Here is a 22,535-nt window from a genome sequence, read left to right as displayed (position 1 = left end):
TATTTAAGGCCGCAGCTGCGGTTGAAATCAGAAGACAAAGGCGAACGCTACGCTTCTACAGCTCCAAACTTTCTCTACTTTCCTCTCAACACCGTCCATTATTATTTAAGCAGAGAAGCGGCTCGCTTAGTGCCTCTGCTCGCTTGCTTAGGTATCCATAGGTTTTTTGCGAATATAGGAATTCATCGTCGTCTTCATCCACTGAATGTCATCCCCGTTAATGATAAGGCGGGGCAGCTTGACCTTCAGGTTGTATTTGATATTCAGGATAATAAATAAGAACCGCAGCACTGCCGAGGAGAGCATCGCTACCCCTGCCCCGAACAATCCGAATTTCGGCACCAGCAGGAACAGCAGCGGAATCACCAGGATCAATCCGACCCCTTGCAGGATCGATACGAACTTCGGTTTGCCGAGCGCCATAAACACCTGGGCCAGTATCAATGTGCCTCCGCTGATCGTAACTTCCAGCAGCAGCAGCCGGAACACTGTCAGAGCTGTGTTGAAATCTTTGCCGTACAGCAGCGGAATCACGAATGGTGCAACCAGCATCAGGAACAGGGAGCCCAGCAGGGTGAACGTTGTGCTGATCCGAAAGGCTTTGAAGGTAAGGGAAATGGCCTCATCCTTGGACAGCTCGGAAGCTTTTGGAAAGAGCACCACGGTGATCGAATTCGAGAAGAAGTTGACCATCCGCGAGAGGCTTACCGCTACCGCATATAATCCCAGATCGGCTGGCCGCAGCAGGCCGGCGATAATGATCTGGTCGATATAGAAGGAGAACTGTCCGAGCAGATCATTTCCGTAGGAACCGAGTCCATAGGTGAACAGTCTTTTGAAATTCTTGTAAGCATCCTTCATCTTCACTCTGTAGGTACGGAGCAGGGTAACCGTCATCCAGATGAAGACCGGCACTGAAGGTACCAGATATGCAACTGCAGTTGTAAAAGGATTCATCGAATGGGTGAGGATCAGAATTCCGATGGCTACCAGCGTCAACAGCGGGAGCAGATACCGCAGCCAGTTGAAGGTCTTGTAATCACCTCTGAACTGGAAAGCTGCATTGTTGATCTGTGAGACCACGATCAGCGGGCACAGGATCATTGACCATTGCGCAAACAGTACGACATTCGGGCTGAAGGATTTCAGCCAATATGGAAGGATCACAATCCCCACAATCATGGCTGCTGTCCCGAATGCCAGTGCGATTAGCAAGGCCACCCGATAGAGTACGCCTGCTTCATCCGGATTCTTCTTGGCGTTGTAGATCAGCGCCGAAGGAATCCCGAAGCTCATGCTGAACGCCAGAAACTGTGACCAGTTCACCATAGCTGTCTGTTCTCCGCGTCCTGTAGGACCCAGGTAGCGGGCGGTCAGCACACCGGTCAGCATATTCACCAGCAGGATCAGCACGCTGACGAACATAGTCTTCACAGCTGCGGAGCTGTTGTCCTTGCTCTTGGTAAACCGCCGAAGCGAGGACCAGACGGTGCTAGTGGGAAGTGATTTCGCGTTCAATGGCTGCATGTGGTGTTCCCTTCTTTCTGCTATCAATAATCTCTTTGGCCCCAAGCCCTAGTCCGATCAGCATCCAGATCAGGTAGCCCTTGAGTCCGGGAAAACCGTTGTCCGATACCAGACTGACCACTGCTCCCATCCATGCTGCCAGTGATAACCGGGCATATGGCTGAAGACTGTCTCTGCTGGTCACTCTGACTATAATTTGTTTAATGACTGCGCCCAGGGCACCAAAGAAGAACAATGCGCCCAGGACCCCGAAGGTGAGCAGTAAGGCGATCACACCGTTGTCCATATTTCCGTATTCGCCAAGTTCTCCACCGTTGCCGATCTTGGTACCCTGGCCTACACTGCCTATGCCTTGGCCGATCGGATTGGACGCCACCATCGGAAGCATGTTCTGCCATAGACTCAGGCGTTCATTATAGGAGTGGTCTTCCTGCACAGAGGTCAGTGTCTCCATACGGGCGACCAGCCCTTCCGCGCCCGGAAGCTTAGGGACAATCCAGAACAGTACGGCAGCGACGAAGACCAGTTGGAGCAGCGCCTTCCATTTGCCCTTTGACGGGGAGGAAGCGATGTATACCAGCAGCATGACCAGCATGACCAGCCAGGCTGAACGCACCAATGTGGTCAGGAGGCAGACGACAACGAGCATAACGCCAATCCAGCGCAGGGTACCCTGCCATCTTTTCTCCAGAATCATCGGTACCAGGGCAAAGACCAGGAAGGTCGCTGCAGGTCCGGGTGAATTCAGCGTGGAGAAAACCCGGATTTCCAAAGGATACGGTGTGCCAATGGACATCATATCGGCATTCTTCATCCAGAAGGCGTCCCAAGGCGGAACGGTCAAATACTGGACGATTCCGTAAATGGCTACGAGAACAGCGATGTTCGCAAAAGCATACAGCAACCGGTCAATGTCTTTCGGTCTAAAGCGGGTTACCGCGAAGAAGGGAATCAGCAGCAAGGGTACGATATAATTGGCCAGATCGTACACTGAGCCTATGCCGTTCTTCGCCAGGCCAATCAGCGCTCCGTAAGCGAGTGCCACCGAGAACAACAGGATAATCCGGGTGGAGGATTTGCGGATGCGGTGAATCTCCCCCAGCACCGGAATTGCCAGGGTAGCACCTGTGAGCAGCGGCGCCAGACTGAGCAGTGATACAGAATGATAGACTCCCTCCGACCAATCAGCGATCCGCCGCAGCTCTGGAGCAACCGCCCAGACCAGCAAGGTATAGGCGATTAGCGCCTTCGGCTTCAGCAATGCCAGCAGGAAGGCCGGAAACAGGATTCCCGCCAGGATAATCCCCTGAAGACTATTGGAAGAGCTGAGCTTCGCACTGGCAAACCCGATCATCAGCGGAAGCCCAAGACATATACCGCAGATCAGCAGCAGCGTTCCTGCTGACTTCATGGACGGAAGACTTACATTCATTCCAGCCTGCCTCCCTTTGCTTTATCCCGTTTGCGCAGCTCCTTGAGCAGCAGAACCAGGAATTGAGCGTCATCGACAAGATATCTTTTCCAGAGCCGGCCCGGTTCCTGGCTGAGTCTCCAGAACCATTCGAGCCCTGTTTTCTGCATGAAATCCGGCGCCCGCTTCACCGATCCTGACAAAAAGTCAAAGGTCGCTCCCACGCCAATGGAGATCGGCGCCCCGTAAGAGTTGTAATGCCGGTAAATCCACTTCTCCTGCTTCGGCGCTCCCACGCCTACGAACACAATATCCGGCTGACTCTCTGTCAGCATTTCGATAATACGCTGGTTCTCTTCATCGTTGTGCTCAAAGCCGTAGGAAGGAGAATAGCAGCCGACAATATTCATGCCGGGATAGGCCGCTTTAAGATTCTTGGTTGCCTGCTCCGGCACACCTTGTGCAGAGCCGAGGAAGAACAGCCGGTACTTCCTTTGCTCAAAGGCATTGCCTAGGCGGCTGAAAAGGTCTGCTCCCGATACCTTTTGCTTCAGCGGCTTACCAAGCATTTTTGAGGCCCAGATGAGCGGCATTCCGTCTGCCACTACAGCACCTGCTTCGGAATAGACGGTCTGGAACTCTTTGTCCTTGCGAAGCTTGATCACATGATCGACATTGCAGGTCAGGATGTACGATTGTGACCGCTCCTGAATAGTCTTATCAATGTAATCAAGCAGGTCCATGAAATCATAGTTATCGAAATTGACATCGAACATGTTCACTTGGTTCATCGTATCACTTCTTTTTGTGGGGAATCGGTTGGCTGTGAAGATCGATACAGGCAGTTCAGGTACCAACAAAATGGAATAATCGATTGGACCGTCGACAGCGTGTTGTCGGAAAACGAATAAATCATAAACCCTGCTATGAAGAACAGATAATATGGTTTGACTGGCTTTGCCAAAGCTCTGTACACCAGAGTAAACACAGCCAATAATGAAATGAGAAGCAGTATGGCTCCGATATACCCTCCATCAAAGTAAAAGCGGATATACTCGTTGTGGGGAACCACGAATCCTTTATACAGTGTCCCGTCGTTCGCCACCGTAACGGCTCCAAGTCCTCTGCCCGACCACGGAGAATCTGCCGCCTTGTTCAGGAAGTACTCCCAGGCTTCTGCACGTCCCGATAAGTCAACCGTCGTCTCCGTCGTGCGTTCGAAGGAACGCTTCTTGATGTTGTCGAGCTGCAGATATACCGCCGAGAAGATCAGAATAACCGAGCACAGGAGCGGAATCAGAAATTGTGTTCTGCCCTTCAGGTACTGCCGCGAAATATCGTAGAAATAGTACAGAGCCATTAACACCAGTGCCAATATCGGTCCGCGTGTCCCAGTTCCGATGAGAATCAGGAAGTTCAGCGCCAGCATGGTATAGAAATAACGTGCATGCTGCGGACTGCGCTTGATCTCAATGAAGGCAATTCCCACGCCCATGAAGGCCAGCATCGCCAGATGCGCCGGAATGTTCGCTCCCTGAACCCGTACAGCGCCTGTGAACTCCACATCGAGGAATGAGTGAAGATGTGCGACTTGCAGGGCGATTCCGGCCAGCACACTCATTAGTGGGAGCGAAGCGATAATACGGATTTGCCGTTCAGCTACTTCCCTCTTCCAGTTAATCAGGAGGAAGACAAAAGGAAGGGACAAACCGATAAATGCCTTGATTGCAATGGACCCGTTCATCTCCGGCAGCCATATGGAGGTGCCAAAGGTGATGAATAGCAGCCCCACCATCGCCCAAAGGGGCGGGCTCAAACGGAACTTCAATCCGTTCACCAGAATGCAGGGTACCAGCAGCATCAGGATCACCAGCTTGTAAAGCGAGAGAATCTCAACGCCGAACATGCTGCCGGGATACAGAAAGTTGATGGAGACCGCTGTCGTGAGCAGGACGAAATAGCTGATGAGTTCAGGACGAGTGATCGAGACAACCAGCAATATAATCAGGAGTACGGCTGCTATCGCTATTACCGGCTGATAGATGACCGCTGTTCCTAGGAACAGTGCGGACATGAGATAGAGCATTCCGTATGGTAAAGCATTTATTTTGGAGCCCCACTCAAAATTCGTCATTGTCTCCCTCACCCCGCTGCAGATTCCCTCTTCCGGTTCCAGATCATATGAAGAGTTCCGCGAATACTCTCCAACCGGCATTTGTTCAGAAGTTTTCTTCCCTGGCTTCTGGAGAGGATCGAGTCAGCCATCACATAGATGATTTTGGCGGCCGTCTTACCCAGCAGGAGCAGATTATCCTTCACACCAGCGCTTTTCATCGCGTTGGATATGCCTTGACTGTAATATCTTTTCATTATCCAATCCTCCGTCAAACGGTTGGCCGGTACGAAATGATCGACAGCCATCTGCGGATGATAAAGAATCGAATGTCCCTGACTTTCAATCTGATTGAATAGCCAGGTCTCTTCACCGGAGAGAAGTGAATCTCCTTTTCTTCCGAGCTCCAGTGGAAACAAGCTGATATCAAAGGCCACCTTGCGCATCGCCATATTCGCGCCGCAGGGATGAAGCCGTTTCGGATATTCCTTAATGCGGTTGCCCAAATCGACGATGGTGTAAGGCAGCTCGAACGGCTTGATCAGCCAATCCGGACGCTTGCTTTCGAAGATCGGAGCAATCTTGCCGCCCATGGCCATGACCTCAGGCTTTTGATCAAACGTGTCTACAATTGTCGTTATCCAATTCCGGCAAGGAATCGCATCATCATCCAGAAAAGCGATGAGCGGCGATTTGGAAGCCAGAATCCCTGTATTCCGGGCCGCCGATAACCCTTGTACCGGCTCCAGAATGTAACGGATATCCATATCTGTACCTTCCGTATCCATAAACCGCTTGACCACTGCTGCCGTATCATCCTTGGAGCTGTTATCCACCAGAATGACTTCGGCCTGATCCAGATTCTCCAGCGGCAACAGCGACTGAAGCGTCTTAAGCAGCAAAGCTGCCCGGTTGTAGGTACAGATGATTATGGAAATCTTAGGAACGTCTCCGTATACAAGCATCGGCATTCACCCAATTCCCATTTTATTAATACGCATCTTTAGAGCCGAGCAGCATCAGGCCTGTCTTGAAGATGATTTTGAGATCCAGCATCGTGCTGCGGATATGGATGTAGGTCAGATCCAGCTGAACCATTTCATCAAACCCGACACTGTTTCTCGCATTTACCTGCCAATAGCCCGTGCAGCCTGGTGTAACCATTAACCGCTGCTTGTCATATTCCGTGTATTGGGCAACTTCCTCCACTAGCGGAGGACGGGGACCCACCAGACTCATATGACCCATCAGCACATTCCAGAGCTGTGGCAATTCATCAATGCTGGTCTTGCGCAGGAATCTTCCTGTACGGGTAATGCGGGGATCATTTTTGATCTTGAACATCGCGCCGCTGACCTCGTTGTAGGCCAAAAGATTCGCTTTCAGCTCCTCGGCATTGGAGACCATGGATCTGAATTTATACATTGGAAACAGCTTCTCATCCTTGCCAACCCGGTTCTGACGGAAGAACACTTTTCCTTTCGGATCTTCCAGCTTAATCAGGATCGCCACCACGATGAACAGCGGCAGCAGCACGAGAAGGCCAAGAGCGGAGAAAAAAATGTCGATAATCCGCTTCATCACCAGATAGGAATCCATTTCTTTACTTCCTTCTTTGGCATGTAGCATGTAAAGTTTCGGCAGGACGGCCTCATAGTCTTCCGGCAGTTTTTGCATGCTCATTTCTCCTCATTCCTCCTAAAAGTTTGCTCTTTTCGAAAGTATAAACTTGGCTTTCAACTATTCAGAGTTAATCCCTCTTTGCTGAGCCATTCAGCCATCGCATCCATCACCGGATACCGCAGATCCTCGCTTTGCAGTGCAAATTCAAGTGTAGTCAAAATATATCCCAGCCGTTCACCGACATCGTATCTCGTACCATCAAAGTTATAAGCATATACCCGCTCGCTCTGATTCAGCTTCTGAATGGCATCCGTGAGCTGAATTTCACCGCCTGCGCCTTTTTCCTGAAGGTCCAGGTATTTGAAGATCTTTGGAGTGAACACGTAACGTCCCATGATCGCCAGATTGGATGGCGCGGTGCCAATCGCCGGTTTTTCGACAAAATTATTAACCCGGTACAATCGTCCATCCTGCAAATCGGGTTCAATGATGCCGTAACGGTTGGTGAATTCATCAGGAATTTCCTGGACTCCGATGACTGAATTCTGCGTTTCCTCGTATTGGTCGATCAGCTGCTTCAGGCAGGGAACTTTGCCGGTTACGATGTCGTCACCCAGCATTACGCCAAAGGGCTCGTCTCCGATGAAGCGTCTAGCGCACCATACTGCATGACCCAGACCTTTGGGTTCTTTTTGACGAATATAGTGAATTTCAACTTTCGATGAACGCTGAACCTCTTTCAGCAGCTCCAGCTTGCCGTCTTCCAGCAGTCTGGACTCTAGTTCAAAAGCGTTGTCGAAGTGATCCTCAATTGCGCGTTTCCCTTTACCTGTAACGATGATGATGTCTTCGATGCCGGAAGCGATCGCTTCTTCCACAATGTACTGAATAGTGGGTTTGTTAATGATTGGCAGCATTTCCTTAGGCATTGCTTTCGTCGCCGGAAGGAAGCGCGTTCCTAGTCCTGCTGCGGGGATAATCACCTTTTTTACCTTCTTCATCGCACTTACCTCCTAAGAGTTTTGTAAGCATATGCCTCATCCGAATATTCTTCGTACAAAACTTGCTTCGGAAGCATACACCAGGTTTTGTAAGTATTAGCTCCACTCATTTTCTCTTTAGAACAAAACCCGCTTGGAAGTACTATCTGGTCTGATTCATAGCAATTCCGAGAATTTTCACGCCTGTCTGCTCCATCAGGCCTTTCAGCTTTTTGAGCGACTCGCGTTTGGTCTTGCCGTGTCTGGCAACGATAATCAGTCCATCAGACAGGGGAGCCAGGATGCGTGCATCGCTGAATTCAACCGCCTGTGGCGAATCAAGCAGCACCAGATCAAAGTTCGCCTTCAGTTCCTCCAGCAAGGCTGCCATTCTCTCACTGCCCAACAGGTCCGGAGGACTCACGCTGGTAATTCCCGCCGGGATTACAGCCAGATTGGCCAGATTGCCGTAAACGGCAATGTCCTTCGCTTCTTCCATGCCCCCGAGATATGCGGCAAGTCCTTGACTGCCTTCAACCTCGAACACATTGTGCAGCCCCGGACGTCTCAGGTTGCAGTCTACAACCGCCACCTTTTTACCGTCCTGTACAAAGGAAACTGCAAGATTCGACAATATCGTCGTCTTGCCTTCCCCGCGTTCAGCAGAAGTGAAGAGGAGCACTTGCCCTCCACTGCCCTTCAGCAGCCCAAGCTGCCTAATGTAAGTGCGCAGCGAGCGGAAGGATTCGGAGATATGCGAGGATGGATTGATGTCCGCAATCAGACTTTTATTCAGCCGTAACATAAGCACCCTCCCCTACTCTTGCTTTAGCGTTTGCCGACTTTCCTAAGTCCCGTTTGCGGATCGCAGGAATGCTGGCGATCACCGGAAGTCCGAGATCGAACTCTGCTTCCTTCTCTGTCCGGAGTGTACCGTTGAGAGTTTCCATCAGCAGAATAATTCCGATTGCTGCCATCAGCGAGACTACAAAACTGATGATAATGTTCATTGTGGATCCGCCGTTAACGGGTCCAGGAACATCAGTAGGATCTGCCGGTGTCAGGAATGCCACATTGTCCAGATTCATCAGTGCCGGCAAACTGCGGATGAATGTTTGTGAGACCGCGTTGACTATCGTAGCCGCTTTGGTGTAGCTCTCATCCTGTACGCTCAGGTTGATCACCTGGCTTTTTTCCGAAGACTTAATCTGCAGCTTACCAGCCAATTGCTGTTCTGTCAGATTGAACTCCGGATGTTCTGCTACTACGCTCTTCATAATCGTTGGCGACTTCATAATTTCCTTATAGCTCTCGATGAGGTTGAGACTGAAGTTCAGATTATTAAGATTGTTGCTCTCGGGGACATTCGCGGCGTTGTTGACGAGCAGCTGTCCGGAGGCTGAGTAGACAGGCACGACGAAGTTCTTGCTGACATAGAAGGTGGTGGCACAGGAGATTAATACAAACAGTGTGATTAACCATAACCTCTTCTTTATCAGGTTAATGTAATCTAAAATCGTCTTTTCCACAGTAACCCTCCTTCCGCATTCGTTGCATTCTGAAAGCAATCATGAAAGTTTCAGATATCTTGCTTTTATTTTATCAATCTCCGGGAATCCCCACATGGGTCATACCATCACTTTAATCTTCACTTTCGTGTGAGGAGGTTTACTACAAAAGAGGGACCGCATGGTATACTTTAGTACCATAAGACTGGAAAAGCCTGACAAGCCGTGGCATGAATAGCTACGTCCGCAGGCATATGGGCATGTACATCCTGTTCAGATTCTGTTCAGATGGCTTTTCTAACATCAGAGGAAATACAAAAATCGTACGAAAAAACCTCCTGAAGGCAAAAAAAAACACAGACTATTACGTCCGTGTTCTTACATAATTTAAATTTAATGGAAGTTAATCGTATGACATTTCATACTTGGTGAGCCCCACCGCGTTCGCGTATAGTGCTGCCTGTGTCCGGTCAGCCACTTGAAGCTTCGCCAGAATCTGGCTAACATGCTTTTTCACCGTGAACTCACTGATGAACAGCCTTGAGGCGATTTCCCGGTTGCTTGCCCCCTGTCCAAGCTCAATGAGCACCTCTTTTTCTTTCGGAGTCAATTCGTCTGTTGGACTGTTGCCGTTCATCCGCATCTTATCTTCCATCAGTCCGGGGTCATAATACTTTCGGCCTTTGTGAACCAGCTGAATGGCAAACAGCAGTTCCTCAGGCAGCGCTTCTTTGAGAACATACCCGTCAACCAGTACTTCTTCCGCCTTCAGGAAATCCTCCCGGCTCGCCGATGAGGTCAATAGGATGAACTTGCTGATCACCCCACGTGAACGCGCTGCTTTGATGACATCCAGACCTGATTCATCGGCCAGCTTGAGATCAATAAGCACAAGATCAGGCTGCGTCTCTTCTATGATCAGAAGAGCTTCTTGGCCATTCGTTGCTTCGCCGGCGAAATGCAGATTCGACTGCATGGAAATGACCGCCGCGAGTCCTCTTCTAACCAATGGGTGATCATCAACAATGACGATTTTCACTAGAACGACCTCCTGCCTAAAGTTTATGCATTTTTTAGTTCAGCCACGCCGACAGGTATCGAAATTAATATTCTGGTGCCTGCATTCTCACTGCTGGACAACTGGAAGTCACCGCCTAGGGATTGTGCCAGATACTGCATATTCTTCATGCCTAGTCCGCCGGTATTATCCTCGGATTCGGTCCAGAGCAGATCAGTATCGAAACCAACGCCATCGTCGCTTATCGAAAGTCTGATCCATTTCGGCTTAAGTGACAGTTCGACATCCACCCGGCTGGCAGCACCATGACGTATGGCATTGCCTGTCGCTTCGGATATAATCCGGAAGAGCGCCTTGTGGTAAGGATAAGGAAGACTGAAATCATCCCCCGTTATTTTTAACTCAATTTCCACATCATTCAACCTGGATAAGCTTTTTAAATGTGATCTAACCATGCCCAGCCATGTAGGACCGCCGCTCTTTTTGGAGCTGAGGCTGTAAATGGTAATGCGTAGCTCCTTTGCAACCTTGGTAGCTGAATCATGGATCAACTCGATTTGCTCCTCCAGCTCGGATTCGGACATCTTCCGCCAGGCCTGCTTCAGAGAATGAGTAGCGTAGACAATGCCGAAAAGGCTCTGCGACACGCTATCATGCATTTCATCGGCAATCCGGTTCTGCTCATTGGTGATGATCAGCCGGTTCTCAATAACGCCAAGCTCATGACGCTCCAGAATAATGGCGCTCAGCTCCGAAAGAAACATTAACTGCTGGATGTACCATCTGCGGCCTTCCAGCCCCTCCGATGCTTCCAGCTTGACGCCAATCATGCCCACAAAACGTGTACTCATTCTCACAGGCATGAGCAGAAAGTCTCCGAGTCCGGGTAGGCTTTTAAATACAGGTTCGCGCTGCAATCTCCATTCATGCTCATGCTTTTCCAGCTCTGCAAACAGGAACCATTCCTCCTCCTGCTGCCAGCCGGTCTGACGGCTCTCAGGGGCAGGCTCCCCACTCTTCTTTGCAAACCAGAACAATGCTTTGTCCAGCTTAGTAAGCTTCACCACATAATCCGTAATGACTTGCCCGATGTTCATAAAATCATGCTGACTTGAAGTCTCTACAATGTGATAGAGCGATTTAATATGCTCCATGGTTTCGTTCGTCCGTGCGTTTGCCGCTTCCCGCTGCCGCTTGATCCGATTGACCATTTGCATAATTATAACCGTAAGTACCAGGACTAGAAACAGGTTGCCGTTATCAAGCACTGCTTCTGCAAATGTTTTACCGGATGAGTTCATGAAAAAGTAACAAAATACAGCGAATATCCCAAAATATCCAAACAACAGGCTCCAACTGAAGTAAAAGGACAGGGAACCTGCTGCGATGAGTACTGGATTAAGCACGTATAGTTTAAACGGACTGTCATATCCGCCAGTACACAACGCCAGTACAATGATTCCAGCGATCTCAATGCTCACTGCAAGCATAAGAACACGCGGCCATTTACGCAGCCTCCGGTAATAAACAGTGAATACTAGGGCAAATAAAAATAACAGCATGATTAATAGGGATTTATAAAAGACGGAAGGTCCCGTATGATCCAGGAGGTACATCAATGATGTGAGGGACAAAGAAATGTTTCTGTAAAGTGTAATCATTCTGTCTTCCGCGGTTGCTTTAATTTTCATCCCACCACCCTATTCTCCAGTTTTTGGAAAATGCGAGCTTTTTCTAAGCTTTGTTTAAAAGCATCATACATGAGAAAAATCACAATAACAAGTTCCTGTTTTCGTTGATAACGTTTACATTTGATGATTTTTGCATTAAATAGGGCTTTTTTTTTCAAAGGATCATCAAATCCAATCCATCTTTTCTAATGATAGCGAATTCATTAATAAGTAATATATTCCAGCATGCATTTAACTAAAAACAGCCTGCCCTTAAAAATGGGACAGACTGTTTTGTCAGCTGAAATCTATGGTTGTGGTAATCGTTCCAGTCTTTCGAAGTCTACTCGGTCACCGACGGCAAAGCTTTGGGCAACTTGGATGAATTACAAATGCAAATCTGATAGCGTTGTTCGCCAACGATATGATAACCAGTGGATAAAATACGTACGGTGTGGTTGTGTATATCCACCTTATGGAGACTGCGGCAGCTGATGCAGTAAAATTCCTTCATGGCTTCATCTCCGGCATAGTCTATAAGAACTATCGTGATTCTGCAAATATTCCCTAAATAATAACATTTAATTTTTGCCGATGTCAATGAAAAAACCGCAAATTCCGACATATCTACGTCATATGAAGTAGAAATTTGTCGGTAATTATAAGCTTTTGCGGCAGTTGAGCGGAGACATGCCCATATATTTCTTGAATAACCTTGAAAAATAAAAACAATCGGCGTAATGCAGCATCCCGGCTATCGCTTTTACCTGAAGGGAGGTGTTAAGCAGCAGATGCTTCGCTTCAGCCATTTTGAGCCGGTGGATATACTCATGCAAAGGGTATCCGCTGCTGTGCCGCACAAGGCGGCGAAGGGTTGACATGGAAATATGATGTCTGGCAGCAATGTCCGAAAGATCCGGCGTTCCGTAGATGCAGGCGTTCAACGCTTCGCGGATTTGGGGCATAATGTCGGCCTCCCGTGTCCAGGCAAAGCCTTGAGTGATTAGCGAGCACTCCAGCAATATCCCCTCCAGCATAGCTGCCGCTCTGTCCGCATCTGCAGGTACACCGCCTTCCATCAGTCCGAGCACCTGCTCGAATAGGGAAGTGAGCCCCTGAAATGCAGCAGCCTCGAATACCGTCCCCCCTTCAATAAGTCCCGCTTCCAGCCATTCGGTCACACGGGTACCTGTGAAATTAACATAGTATTCGTCCCAGCTTCCTCCCTGCGGAGGTCCGAAGCTGTAATTGCAGCCCGGACGGAAGAAAAACAGGCTTCCGACACGCACCTGCTGTATCTTGCCGCCGTTCTCCCTATAGGTACCGTTCCCGGATAAAATATATACAAGTGCCCAATGTTCGAATACAACGTTTGTACGAAACAATATTCTTCCCGGAAGATGACCCGCTTGACCTATCTGTATCGCCTTCAGCCTGAGCCTGGAAGACTCTACTTTGGGATCAATAATCCTTATGGGGTATGGACTGATCATATAATCCATGACCTCGGACATGATGTGCATTCCTCCCTCTATCCAGGAGTGATATGGTTAATCTGAAGATGATCATATTCTACATGAACAAGAGGTGTCCACGCTATGTCTGATAATCATCCATTGCAGCTGTTTCCTAAGCCACATGTGCTGGTCAGGTCCGAAGGCCGGTTCCAGCATCCCTCCGCAGGAAGCATAGTTCTTGCGGGAGAAGCAGAGGGTTCCGTTCTTCCTGCCGCGCGCAGGCTTCAGCTCATCCTGTCGCAGGTCCTGCAGCTCAGTCTTTCCTTGTCTGTAGGCACACGTTCAGCTACCCGTTCCGTCTATCACTTTAGTTATAGTCCCCTGCTACCCGCACAGGGCTATGAAATCCGCATCGATTCGAGCGGAATTGCCGTCATTTACGGTTCTCCAGAAGGAGCCTATTACGCTACAGCCACGCTAAAACAAATTTTGCAGCAATTCGGCAGGAGCATCCCGTATCTGCAGATTATGGACCAGCCTGACTTTGCCGCCAGAGGACTGATGATCGATATCAGCCGCAACAAAATCCCGAGGCTCGAAACCCTTTACCACATTATTGATTTCATGGCGGATCTGAAGCTGAACCAGCTACAGTTATATATAGAAGGTTCTCCATTCGCTTACGAGTCCTTTCCACAGGTCTGGGAGCTGGAAACGCCCATCACCGGGGAGGAAATTCTGCTGCTGGACGCCTATTGCAAGGAACGTTATATCGAGCTGGTTCCGAATCAAAACAGCTTCGGGCACATGGAAGGCTGGCTGACCCGTCCGGAGTTCAATACCCTGGCCGAAATTCCGGAAGGCTTCATGCTCCCGGAGAATATGTACGACAGCGAAATGTACCCGGAAGGACTGTTCATGCACCCCGGTACCTTCCATACCGAAGATCCCGAAGTCCTCGAACTGTTAGGAACCATGTATGACGACCTCCTTCCTTATTTCACATCGAAGCAGTTCAATGTAGGCTGTGATGAGACGTATGAACTGGGTCTTGGCAAAAGCAAAGCGTCGGCCGGGGCCGCAGGCAAAGGTCAGCTGTATTTGTCTTTCCTACAGAAGATTCATAAGCTTGTCCTGGAGCGCGGCAAAACGATGCAGTTCTGGGGAGATATTATCATCCAGCACCCCGAGCTTATCCCCCAGCTGCCCAAAGATATCATTGCTATGGAATGGGGCTACAGCGCAGCCCACCCGTTTGAGGCAGATACGCTGAAATTCCGGGAAGCGGGGATTCCGTTCTACGTATGCCCCGGAACCAGCTCCTGGAATTCACTCACGGGCCGCAGCGATAACATGCTGGCCAATCTGCGCAGCGCTGCAGTGCATGGCAAAAATAATGGTGCCATCGGCTACCTGATCACCGACTGGGGTGATTTCGGACATTGGCAGCACCTGCCCGTCAGCTATGCCGGATTCGCCTATGGTGCGGCAGTAGCCTGGAACGTGGAGAATAATCTTGAAGCAGATGTTGCCGCTTATCTGAATACAGCTGTCTTCCATGACCGCTCGGGCAAAATCGGTCAGCTGCTGCTTGATCTGGGCAACTATTACAAGTATGAATCTGGGGTTGTCCGTCCCAATGATACGGAAATGTCCATGCTGATGCGTACCCCGTTGCATCAGGTGCAGCTTGTCACCAACCTGACGGACGGGCACTTCGATCAATTGGAGCATTATATAGAAGGAATAGAAGCACAGCTTGAGCAGTTGGAGCTTGGATGCGGCGATGCCCGTCTTGTCCTGGAGGAGCTGCGGAATGGCATTCATTTTGTACAGCATGCAGTGCAGCTGGCCCGAATTAAGAAACATCTGGCACAGGGTGCCGGCACATTAGACCCGTCCCTGATCCACCGGCAGATCAAAGACCTTGACCTTCTGCTTCACCACTACCGCCAGCTGTGGATTCAGCGTAACCGGCCCGGCGGTTTGGAGCAAAGTGTCTCGAAGCTGGTCCGGCTCCGCTCCGAGTACATCGGGCTGGCTGCTGAGTTAACCGGTTCGGCAGCATTATAACTCCTCATCTAACCTGTAAGAACAAGTAACTGTAAAAAGAAACTAACCGTTAAAAAGCCGAAAAGCTGCCCTGCCGCATGTATTACTGCGAACGGGCAGCTTTTTTGGGCAAACAACGGCATTGCTGCCGTAGTTAAATGGGCCAAACCCGGTTCCCCGCGGCGCAGGCTCATTCCACCGCCCAAGGCTGACGCTGCGAGACTACCGTCTCGCCGCTCCCGGCTGCCTGTTCCAGCAGCAGCGCCAAATATTGGTCCTGGCTTCCTTCAGCCAGGCTATAGAATGATGGCCCGCCTTGGATATATTGCTGCATCCGGGTAAGGCTCTCTGCGATGGCAAGCTCATCATCCGACAGACGCGCAGGTCCATATGGATTCTTGTACAGCCATTCTCCATCGGCCATAATTCCCTTGAGGTAAAAGCCCTCCAGATTCCCGCCATGCCCAGCATCGATCCGGCGGAGCTTGCTGTACAGCGGCGTGTCATAGGCCTGCAGCCAGGATACGTCATGATCCCTTATCTCCCCACGCTCCCCGCGAACGAGGACACGGTTGCCGCGGATCCAGGAAAAATACTGCTCACCGGTGAAATCGAATACACCCAGCATATCCCCAAAATCCAGCGTTGCCAGGGTCTGGACAGCCTGCACCGGTACTTCGGCGGAAGGTGGACCGCTCCGCTGCGGTCCTTGAATGATCGGGGAGCGGAAATTCTGAGCACGGATTCTGACATCCTCGAAGCCCATGCCGAGCAGTTGGCGGATCAGACTGATTCCGTGATAACCATGCGCAGCGGATACCTGAGCCTGGCTGACGGCTCCAAGCCTGCCTGATGCAGCGAGTCTAATTCTTGCGGCGTGCATCGGCTGGAACAAGTACTGCTCAGCAATCTGAATCTTCGCGGAGCGGCCCACTCGGTTCCATAGCTCCTTGAGCTGTGCCAGGTCTGAAGCGGGAGGCGTCTCAGCCAGCACCGGAATCCCATCCTCGGCCAATCGGATCACGTAGGCTGTACTGATATCTTTTTTCAAACTCACTACGGTGAATGAAAAAGCTCCCGATGAGATATATTCCTCGATGGTGGTGAACACCTTTACACCCCAAGTTCTGCTAAGAGCTGCTGCCTTTTCCTTATTCCTGACAAACATGGCCCCAACGGTAAACCGCTCCGGCAGTTCTCGGGCGATCCTTAAATAGAACTCCGCACGCCAGCCCCCGCCCACCAGTCCAAATACTACTTTATCCATACCTAATTCCCCTTCACCCTTAATATCTTGGTCAACCCACGCAGTAGAATTATTCTCCTCTCTTCCCTCCTTGTTCCTTCATATGATTCCAGCGCTGTTCTTCATATTGGTTCTCCAACATTTCCCGCTCTCTCCGCTCCAAAAAATCCCGGTTATGGCTCTCCTTCAAGCTCGCTTCATCCTCGTAAATCCTCCATAGATCGGAGAACAGATAATCCTTAATTTCTACGAAAACCCCATCCATCCTTCCCCCTTGCCAGAGCAATCCGGCAGAGGTCCGAAGCACTATACGCCCATCAGGAGTGGCCGCCTTTTGTCCCAAGCGGATATGCATCAGCATTTGCCCGAACGTATACCATTCCATAGTAGAATTCCCCCTCGAATTTAGATTGAAAACACCTGACGGGAAGACTATAATCATCTTAAATAACCATTTATTACCTGTAAATGCGAACCATAAATCTTTCAAAAAAGCTGATGACAGGAGACAAAACTATGGATTGGCTGCATGATTTCGATGAAGAGCTCCGTTTGGTATTTAAGGACTGCAGCATCATTATTTCAGGATTCCCTGAACCGATTCGTGCCCAAGGACTATCCTATCTCGAACAGTTTAACGTGTTTAGTACAGGAAGCCACAAAAATTACATCTGTTATCTGCTTCCCTTCTGGCTTAGGGACGGCTATGGTCTTACGGATGCGGAAGTCCGGCAACTGTCGGTGGGCAATGTCTTTTGTATGCTGTATTTCTTCATTCAGGATGACTTGATTGACAGCAGCGAGGACAGTGCAGCCCGCAAGCTCCCGCTTGCCAATCTGCTGTATGTTGAATTTCTCAACAGATACAGACCGCTATTCCCGTCGGACTCACTCTTCTGGCTCTGCTTCAACCGTTATATCCTGGAGTGGGCTGACAGTATGGCCGGTGAGGCGCATGGGGATTATTTTCTGAATGACCGCCTGAAGATTTCTCACAAAGCCAGTCCGCTGAAGCTTACCAGTACAGCTGTCCTGTTGTATTCCGGCAATGCTTCATTGATTACGGAAGCGGAAGATGTACTCCACACGATACTGCTGACGCTGCAAATGCTGGACGACTACGAGGATTGGGAGCAGGATCTTGCCGGGGGGAGCTACAACTGTCTGCTGTCACTGGTCTGCTGTCATTTCAACACCCAAAGGGAAGCGCTTACCAAAACACAGGTCAAGGATTATATTTATACCACAGGCGGACTTGCCGAGTATGCCGAGACGGCATTATCCAATCACAGAAAGCTGGAGCATTGCCAGCTCAACGCCCCTCATCTCATATCCTTCCACCAGATGATGGTTAAGAATCTGCAGCACATGGCCGCAGCCATTGAAGCCGAAAAACAGCTTTTGCAGCACGGGGGTCTCAGCTACTGGTTATCCAAACATATTAATCTGTAAATAGGAAATAGGATGTAGAATAATAGATTGGGCTATGCTATACTGATCAGGAAAATATAACCATTTTGGGAAGGGTGATTATTTTGTCAGAAGCAATTCTCCGAAATCAAGTGATTCAGAAGGCATGGGAAGATCCGGGTTTCAAGCAAAGATTACTCACAGATCCAAAAGCAGCCCTCCAAGAAGCGCTAGGCATTCAACTTCCCGATGATATTACACTTAAGACCGTTGAAGAAGGATCCAACGAGTTCTACCTGGTTATCCCGCCTAGTCCGGCATCAGGTGTAATGAAAACGGACTTTAACACACTTAGCACCTGGTAATACTACACAGCACCTGGTAAGCCTACACAGCACCTGGTAAGCCTAAACAAGCTTAGCTTCATAGGAGCCAGAACCATCCGGCGCTTCTGCCAAAGGCAGAGTGGTAATGGATTCGGTTCCGGCTCCTTTTGTGCTTATGAAGCGGACTTCGCCCCCCATCGCCTCAATAATCCGGAACGTCACCATCAGTCCGAGTCCCGTTCCTTTGGTCTTGTTAGAAGAGAAATAAGGCTCTCCCAACCGGCTCAGAACCCATGGATCCATCCCCGACCCGTTGTCCTTGATATGAATGAATGCTTTATCCCCTTTGGCATAGGCCGTAATATGAATGCTCCCATCCTCTCCCAGTGACTCAATACTGTTCTTGATAATATTAATGAATGCCTGCTTGAACTTGGAGGAATTGCCCTTCACCCATAAATTGCCGGCGACCTCAAGTACCATCTTGCCTCCGTTCAAATGGCATAGCGGCAGCAGGATACTCTCGATATGCTTACATTCATCCTGGACACTGAGCAGGGAGATCTTCTCGAATTCGGGTTTGGCAAATGTAAGAAAATCCGTAATGATATTGGATGCGCGATCCAGCTCGCTGAGGGCCATGAATAAATACCGTCTCTCATCACCGCTCGACTTTTCGCTTAGAAGCTGCAGAAACCCTCTTGTCACCTGCAGGGGATTGCGCACCTCATGCGCTACCGATGCAGCCAGCTCGCTGATAATCTCCATTTTTTCGGACCGCTGCAATTCGTTGTTGAACAGCTCCAGCTCCCGTGAATATTTGACAACCTGTTGATGGTTCAAAGCGAGACGGCGCCCAAGGATGATGATCAGTGAGAGAATGAACACCACCAGCGCCCACTTCCAGTAGATCAGATCATAATTGCCCTGCCGGATGTAATACCACACCAGCTCACCCGCCCCGGTCACGGCAGCAGTACCAAACCCGACGGCAAAGGTGATTGCATCCTTGTTCCCCCGCAGAGAGAACAGGACGACACAGGCGGTCAGAAGGATAAACTGCAGAATCATGATAATGCCGATCACGGAGGCAGACACAAAATAATAAAATTCCACCAGCCGGTTGCCCGACAGGTAATTCACAATCAGACAGACCATGCAGAACATGGAGTACACCACCTGAAATTTACGAAAACGGCGGATGATTCCACGCTTGCCGCTGCCAAAAATTTTCTCGAATAAAAAGGTTAATGCAGGCAGAAGCGACAGCAGTGCCAAATCGAAAAGCACGACGCTAAGCGGGCCTAAATAACTGAAGAAGGTGTAGGTAAAGGGAGAATAAGTAATGGATAGAATCCCGGTGGAGGCGATAACTATGGACAGGGAAGCCGCGATAGGGAAATATTCCTTGTTCAAGTAAAATGAGCAAACAAAAAGAACGATAGCCACGAACAGAAAAGCGCCGCCCAAGACTACATCGACCAGTCCGTTTTTTGAATAATCCTTAATCAGGAGACTATGCTCACCCAGCAGCACTTTATCTTTGATTCCGATGCGGTCTTGCAGGGTCTCCGTCCATATGTATAAGGTTTTGCCGTTGTCTTGGGTACTAAGGGGGATAAGCAATGAATAATTGTCATGGATGAAGCTGCGGTCGCCCTCCAGAATGAGACGGTCCCCTGCATACACCTTAACATGCAGCGCGTATAACGTATTAATGTAGACCGCAGGCGAAGTATACCCGTTCTCCGGTAACGTTATCCGCGTCCACGCGGAGGAAATTCCCTTGGGAAGCTCAGGTGTACCTTGCAGAGCGTGGACCTCCATCCATCCCTGCTCGTCCGCAAGCGGAACCTCCCGTCCTGTCTCCCCGTCCGGGCTTCCCCATTTCATCTGCCAGTTTGTGATTTCTGTGGAGCCATACCGACCTTCTGCCGATGCCTGAAGCACACCACAAGCCATACAAAGTACGAATAGAACTACCGATAGATGTAGAATTCTAGCGAACAAGCGCATGCGAGCACCTCAGAAGTAAATTTCAGAAGCTATTGTTCTGTTATTGTTAGTACTTCGCCCCATCTACAGTCCATCCCTTCAAAAAAACGGAATTAACCAAAATAATTCCTATTTATTTGCGGACGATGGTAATTTAACAATCACCTGGGTGCCTTCACCTTTACGGCTCTCAAATTGAATGGAGCCGTTCATAGCTTCAATAATCCGGAACGTCACCATTAGGCCAAGCCCGGTCCCCTTCTTTTTATTCGAATAATACGGTTCACCCAGATGCGCCAGCTCGCTCACTTTCATCCCTTCCCCGTTGTCCTGCACACTGATAATGACATGCTCGCCAGACTTCCATGCAGCAATAGTAATCAGCCCATCTTCCTCAAGGGATTCAATGGCGTTTTTGATCAGATTGATAAAAGCCTGCTTGAACTTGGAGGTACTGCCCAGTACCTGGAGTCCGCTCTGCAGCTGAAGCTTGATGGCCCCTCCCTGCATGTTGGCCAGCGGTACCAGAATGCCCGAGATATGCTTAAGCTCCTCCGCTACTTCAAAGCTGTCCAGTGAATCAGGTCCAGGCTTGGCAAAGGTCAGAAAGTCCGTGATGATAAGCGAAGCTCTGTCCAGCTCTTCTAAGGCCATTTGCAGGTATTCCTTCTCCTTCTTGCCGGAGCGTTCCCCCAGAATCTGCAAAAATCCGCGGGTAACCTGCAGGGGGTTACGTACCTCATGAGCCACCGAGGCCGCGAGTTCGCTAATAATCTCCATTTTCTCCGACCGCTGCAGATCATCATTGAATCTCTCCAGCTCCCGGGAATATTCCAGTGCTTGTTCATGATTGCTGGCGAATCTTCTGCCCAGAATGATAATAAGCGAAAGGACAAACACAATAACCCCCCACTTCCACCATTGCAAGTGATAGCTGCCGTTGGCATAGTACAGAACCAGCTCCGTTAGTGTCAATAGAGCAAATACCGAGAACCCGACCGAGAAGATCACCGCATCGCTATTCCCCCGGAATGCAGCCAGAACAGCCACGTACAACAAATAGATCACTTGCATCATCATCAATAGACCCAGAATATTTACGGTGAAGATTCTATAGATTCCGTCTAACCGGTAAGACATCAGAGCGTTGATAACCAGAAATAGTACACAGATTAGAGAGTAGCCCAGCTGAAATTGACGCAGCCGCATAATCAGTCCATGCCGGCCTGGACCAAAGATTTGCTCAAAGTAAAATGTAAACGACGGCAACAGTGTCAATAACGCCAGATCGAAGCAGATCTCTATCCAATGTCCCCGGGTGTGCAAAATAATCGGCAAAAACGGCGAATAGGTGATGAACAGTATGCCAAAGCAAACAATGACCAGAACCAGAAAAAAACCGCCCTTGAAGAAATCCAGCTTGAGAAACAGCAAACAAACCATCAATGCCGCACCCATAAATAAAAAAGCAACACCAATTACAATATCCGCCAAATCCTGCTTCACATAAACAGCCAGCAGTTTGCCGTAGCTTCCTGCTGTGATTGTGCCATCAACCCCAAAGTCCTGACCGGTTCCGCTGCTCCACAGATAAAGCCGGGAAGGCTCCCCGGCGCCAGACAAAGGGATCAACACCTTGCTCCCATTATAATTCACTACATCCTGAGAATCATAAATGAGCTTATTATCCATATAAGCCCTGAGATTATTCCCATAGACCTTATCAATCAAAAGGGCCGGGTTTGCCCCGGTCTCCGGGAGAGAAAAGCGAAGCCAGACGGCTGTAGCCCCTGCTGGAGCCAGGGGTCTGGCAGATTGCCCGGCAATTGAGATCCAATCCCTGTCAGGGGCCGAAGCTGCTGCAGCAGGATTGCACACAGCTGAGTCTTCCCATTTCAACTCCCAGCCTGGCAATAAGGTTCCCGCCTTGCCGCTCCACTGTGAGGCAATAGCCGTAGGCACTATAACAATCAGCAGCAGCATTGTGAGAATAACTGCCGCTGCCTTTGTTGATGAAAACTTCATTGTGGCACCTCAGTAAATCTTTAGTTGGATTTATGTAGTCCATACAACTCTTATTTTCGACAACCTTCGCATTTTACCTGCCTATTCTTGCAAAAAACCTCGAAAAAAGACGTTATATCTCAGCTTATAAAATGAACGCGCCCTTCAATAATGGTTAATCCATCAGCAGAATGA

19 protein-coding genes are annotated in these 22,535 nt (G+C 49.6%); 3 read left to right on the top strand and 16 right to left on the bottom strand.

The window, feature by feature from the left end; translation table 11 throughout:
- Positions 1–147 precede the first annotated feature (147 nt).
- From A3844_RS24840 to A3844_RS24785, 12 genes are all read right to left on the bottom strand, one after another.
- Complete coding sequence (locus A3844_RS24840) at positions 148–1,527, bottom strand: oligosaccharide flippase family protein (RefSeq protein ID WP_074083052.1); 1,380 nt, start codon at positions 1,525–1,527, stop codon at positions 148–150.
- The gene (locus A3844_RS24835; protein WP_371916073.1) at positions 1,493–2,938 is read right to left on the bottom strand and encodes an O-antigen ligase family protein; all 1,446 of its coding nucleotides are present in this window, start codon (positions 2,936–2,938) and stop codon (positions 1,493–1,495) included. Before A3844_RS24835 ends, A3844_RS24840 begins: the two co-directional genes overlap by 35 nt.
- 17 nt (positions 2,939–2,955) lie before the next feature.
- Positions 2,956–3,729, bottom strand: a complete 774-nt coding sequence (locus A3844_RS24830; protein ID WP_074083048.1) for a WecB/TagA/CpsF family glycosyltransferase — start codon at positions 3,727–3,729, stop codon at positions 2,956–2,958.
- Positions 3,726–5,072 (bottom strand): O-antigen ligase family protein, encoded by a 1,347-nt coding sequence (locus A3844_RS24825; protein ID WP_074083046.1) that lies wholly within the window; start codon positions 5,070–5,072, stop codon positions 3,726–3,728. The genes A3844_RS24830 and A3844_RS24825 overlap by 4 nt, the downstream gene beginning before the upstream one ends.
- A gap of 8 nt (positions 5,073–5,080) precedes the next feature.
- Complete coding sequence (locus tag A3844_RS24820) at positions 5,081–6,022, bottom strand: glycosyltransferase (protein WP_244169847.1); 942 nt, start codon at positions 6,020–6,022, stop codon at positions 5,081–5,083.
- Between the two features lie 19 nt (positions 6,023–6,041).
- Complete coding sequence (locus A3844_RS24815) at positions 6,042–6,734, bottom strand: sugar transferase (RefSeq protein ID WP_074083044.1); 693 nt, start codon at positions 6,732–6,734, stop codon at positions 6,042–6,044.
- 53 nt (positions 6,735–6,787) lie between these two features.
- Entirely contained in the window at positions 6,788–7,675 is an 888-nt protein-coding gene (gene galU / locus A3844_RS24810) for a UTP--glucose-1-phosphate uridylyltransferase GalU (protein WP_074083042.1), read from the bottom strand.
- Between the two features lie 142 nt (positions 7,676–7,817).
- Positions 7,818–8,459 carry a CpsD/CapB family tyrosine-protein kinase gene (locus tag A3844_RS24805; protein WP_074083040.1) on the bottom strand — a complete coding sequence of 214 codons (642 nt, stop codon included), beginning with the start codon at positions 8,457–8,459 and terminating at the stop codon, positions 7,818–7,820.
- Positions 8,443–9,183 (bottom strand): YveK family protein, encoded by a 741-nt coding sequence (locus A3844_RS24800; RefSeq protein WP_074083038.1) that lies wholly within the window; start codon positions 9,181–9,183, stop codon positions 8,443–8,445. Before A3844_RS24800 ends, A3844_RS24805 begins: the two co-directional genes overlap by 17 nt.
- 382 nt (positions 9,184–9,565) lie before the next feature.
- Positions 9,566–10,201, bottom strand: coding sequence for a response regulator (locus tag A3844_RS24795; RefSeq protein WP_074083036.1), 636 nt, complete (start codon positions 10,199–10,201; stop codon positions 9,566–9,568).
- A gap of 23 nt (positions 10,202–10,224) precedes the next feature.
- Positions 10,225–11,871 (bottom strand): sensor histidine kinase, encoded by a 1,647-nt coding sequence (locus A3844_RS24790; protein WP_074101827.1) that lies wholly within the window; start codon positions 11,869–11,871, stop codon positions 10,225–10,227.
- A 638-nt stretch (positions 11,872–12,509) separates the two neighbouring features.
- On the bottom strand, positions 12,510–13,364 hold the full coding sequence (locus tag A3844_RS24785) for a helix-turn-helix domain-containing protein (RefSeq protein WP_074108764.1): 855 nt from the start codon (positions 13,362–13,364) through the stop codon (positions 12,510–12,512).
- Between the two features lie 84 nt (positions 13,365–13,448).
- Between A3844_RS24785 and A3844_RS24780 the strand changes: the two genes are divergently transcribed.
- Positions 13,449–15,380, top strand: coding sequence for a beta-N-acetylhexosaminidase (locus tag A3844_RS24780; protein WP_074108763.1), 1,932 nt, complete (start codon positions 13,449–13,451; stop codon positions 15,378–15,380).
- Between the two features lie 169 nt (positions 15,381–15,549).
- Here A3844_RS24780 and A3844_RS24775 read toward each other — a convergent pair whose 3' ends face one another.
- Together A3844_RS24775 and A3844_RS24770 are read right to left on the bottom strand one after the other, a co-directional pair.
- The gene (locus A3844_RS24775) at positions 15,550–16,626 is read right to left on the bottom strand and encodes a Gfo/Idh/MocA family protein (protein WP_074108762.1); all 1,077 of its coding nucleotides are present in this window, start codon (positions 16,624–16,626) and stop codon (positions 15,550–15,552) included.
- 49 nt (positions 16,627–16,675) lie between these two features.
- Complete coding sequence (locus A3844_RS24770; protein WP_074108761.1) at positions 16,676–16,990, bottom strand: hypothetical protein; 315 nt, start codon at positions 16,988–16,990, stop codon at positions 16,676–16,678.
- A 131-nt stretch (positions 16,991–17,121) separates the two neighbouring features.
- Between A3844_RS24770 and A3844_RS24765 the strand changes: the two genes are divergently transcribed.
- Together A3844_RS24765 and A3844_RS24760 are read left to right on the top strand one after the other, a co-directional pair.
- On the top strand, positions 17,122–18,057 hold the full coding sequence (locus A3844_RS24765) for a hypothetical protein (RefSeq protein WP_074108760.1): 936 nt from the start codon (positions 17,122–17,124) through the stop codon (positions 18,055–18,057).
- 83 nt (positions 18,058–18,140) lie between these two features.
- On the top strand, positions 18,141–18,380 hold the full coding sequence (locus tag A3844_RS24760; protein WP_371916000.1) for an NHLP leader peptide family RiPP precursor: 240 nt from the start codon (positions 18,141–18,143) through the stop codon (positions 18,378–18,380).
- Between the two features lie 42 nt (positions 18,381–18,422).
- Here the strand turns inward: A3844_RS24760 and A3844_RS24755 are convergent, their stop codons facing one another.
- Both A3844_RS24755 and A3844_RS24750 read right to left on the bottom strand, forming a co-directional pair.
- Positions 18,423–20,357 carry a sensor histidine kinase gene (locus A3844_RS24755; RefSeq protein WP_074108759.1) on the bottom strand — a complete coding sequence of 645 codons (1,935 nt, stop codon included), beginning with the start codon at positions 20,355–20,357 and terminating at the stop codon, positions 18,423–18,425.
- Positions 20,358–20,465: 108 nt separating this feature from the next.
- Positions 20,466–22,361 carry a sensor histidine kinase gene (locus A3844_RS24750; RefSeq protein ID WP_074108758.1) on the bottom strand — a complete coding sequence of 632 codons (1,896 nt, stop codon included), beginning with the start codon at positions 22,359–22,361 and terminating at the stop codon, positions 20,466–20,468.
- Between the last annotated feature and the right edge of the window lie 174 nt (positions 22,362–22,535).

It is taken from the genome of Paenibacillus helianthi (assembly GCF_001909055.1).
Taxonomy (GTDB): Bacteria; Bacillota; Bacilli; order Paenibacillales; family Paenibacillaceae; genus Paenibacillus_AQ; species Paenibacillus_AQ helianthi.
This window is presented reverse-complemented; position numbering and strand designations above follow the sequence as displayed.

What these genes read in the sequence shown, in the direction of transcription:
- galU (WP_074083042.1), bottom strand. Translation starts at nt 7,675, where the DNA reads ATGAAGAAGGTAAAAAAGGTGATTATCCCCGCAGCAGGACTAGGAACG.
- A3844_RS24790 (WP_074101827.1), bottom strand. Translation starts at nt 11,871, where the DNA reads ATGAAAATTAAAGCAACCGCGGAAGACAGAATGATTACACTTTACAGA.
- A3844_RS24830 (WP_074083048.1), bottom strand. Translation starts at nt 3,729, where the DNA reads ATGAACCAAGTGAACATGTTCGATGTCAATTTCGATAACTATGATTTC.
- A3844_RS24755 (WP_074108759.1), bottom strand. Translation starts at nt 20,357, where the DNA reads ATGCGCTTGTTCGCTAGAATTCTACATCTATCGGTAGTTCTATTCGTA.
- A3844_RS24770 (WP_074108761.1), bottom strand. Translation starts at nt 16,990, where the DNA reads ATGGAATGGTATACGTTCGGGCAAATGCTGATGCATATCCGCTTGGGA.
- A3844_RS24785 (WP_074108764.1), bottom strand. Translation starts at nt 13,364, where the DNA reads ATGTCCGAGGTCATGGATTATATGATCAGTCCATACCCCATAAGGATT.
- A3844_RS24825 (WP_074083046.1), bottom strand. Translation starts at nt 5,072, where the DNA reads ATGACGAATTTTGAGTGGGGCTCCAAAATAAATGCTTTACCATACGGA.
- A3844_RS24780 (WP_074108763.1), top strand. Translation starts at nt 13,449, where the DNA reads ATGTCTGATAATCATCCATTGCAGCTGTTTCCTAAGCCACATGTGCTG.
- A3844_RS24815 (WP_074083044.1), bottom strand. Translation starts at nt 6,734, where the DNA reads ATGAGCATGCAAAAACTGCCGGAAGACTATGAGGCCGTCCTGCCGAAA.
- A3844_RS24805 (WP_074083040.1), bottom strand. Translation starts at nt 8,459, where the DNA reads ATGTTACGGCTGAATAAAAGTCTGATTGCGGACATCAATCCATCCTCG.
- A3844_RS24750 (WP_074108758.1), bottom strand. Translation starts at nt 22,361, where the DNA reads ATGAAGTTTTCATCAACAAAGGCAGCGGCAGTTATTCTCACAATGCTG.
- A3844_RS24835 (WP_371916073.1), bottom strand. Translation starts at nt 2,938, where the DNA reads ATGAAGTCAGCAGGAACGCTGCTGCTGATCTGCGGTATATGTCTTGGG.
- A3844_RS24840 (WP_074083052.1), bottom strand. Translation starts at nt 1,527, where the DNA reads ATGCAGCCATTGAACGCGAAATCACTTCCCACTAGCACCGTCTGGTCC.
- A3844_RS24820 (WP_244169847.1), bottom strand. Translation starts at nt 6,022, where the DNA reads ATGCCGATGCTTGTATACGGAGACGTTCCTAAGATTTCCATAATCATC.
- A3844_RS24765 (WP_074108760.1), top strand. Translation starts at nt 17,122, where the DNA reads ATGGATTGGCTGCATGATTTCGATGAAGAGCTCCGTTTGGTATTTAAG.
- A3844_RS24775 (WP_074108762.1), bottom strand. Translation starts at nt 16,626, where the DNA reads ATGGATAAAGTAGTATTTGGACTGGTGGGCGGGGGCTGGCGTGCGGAG.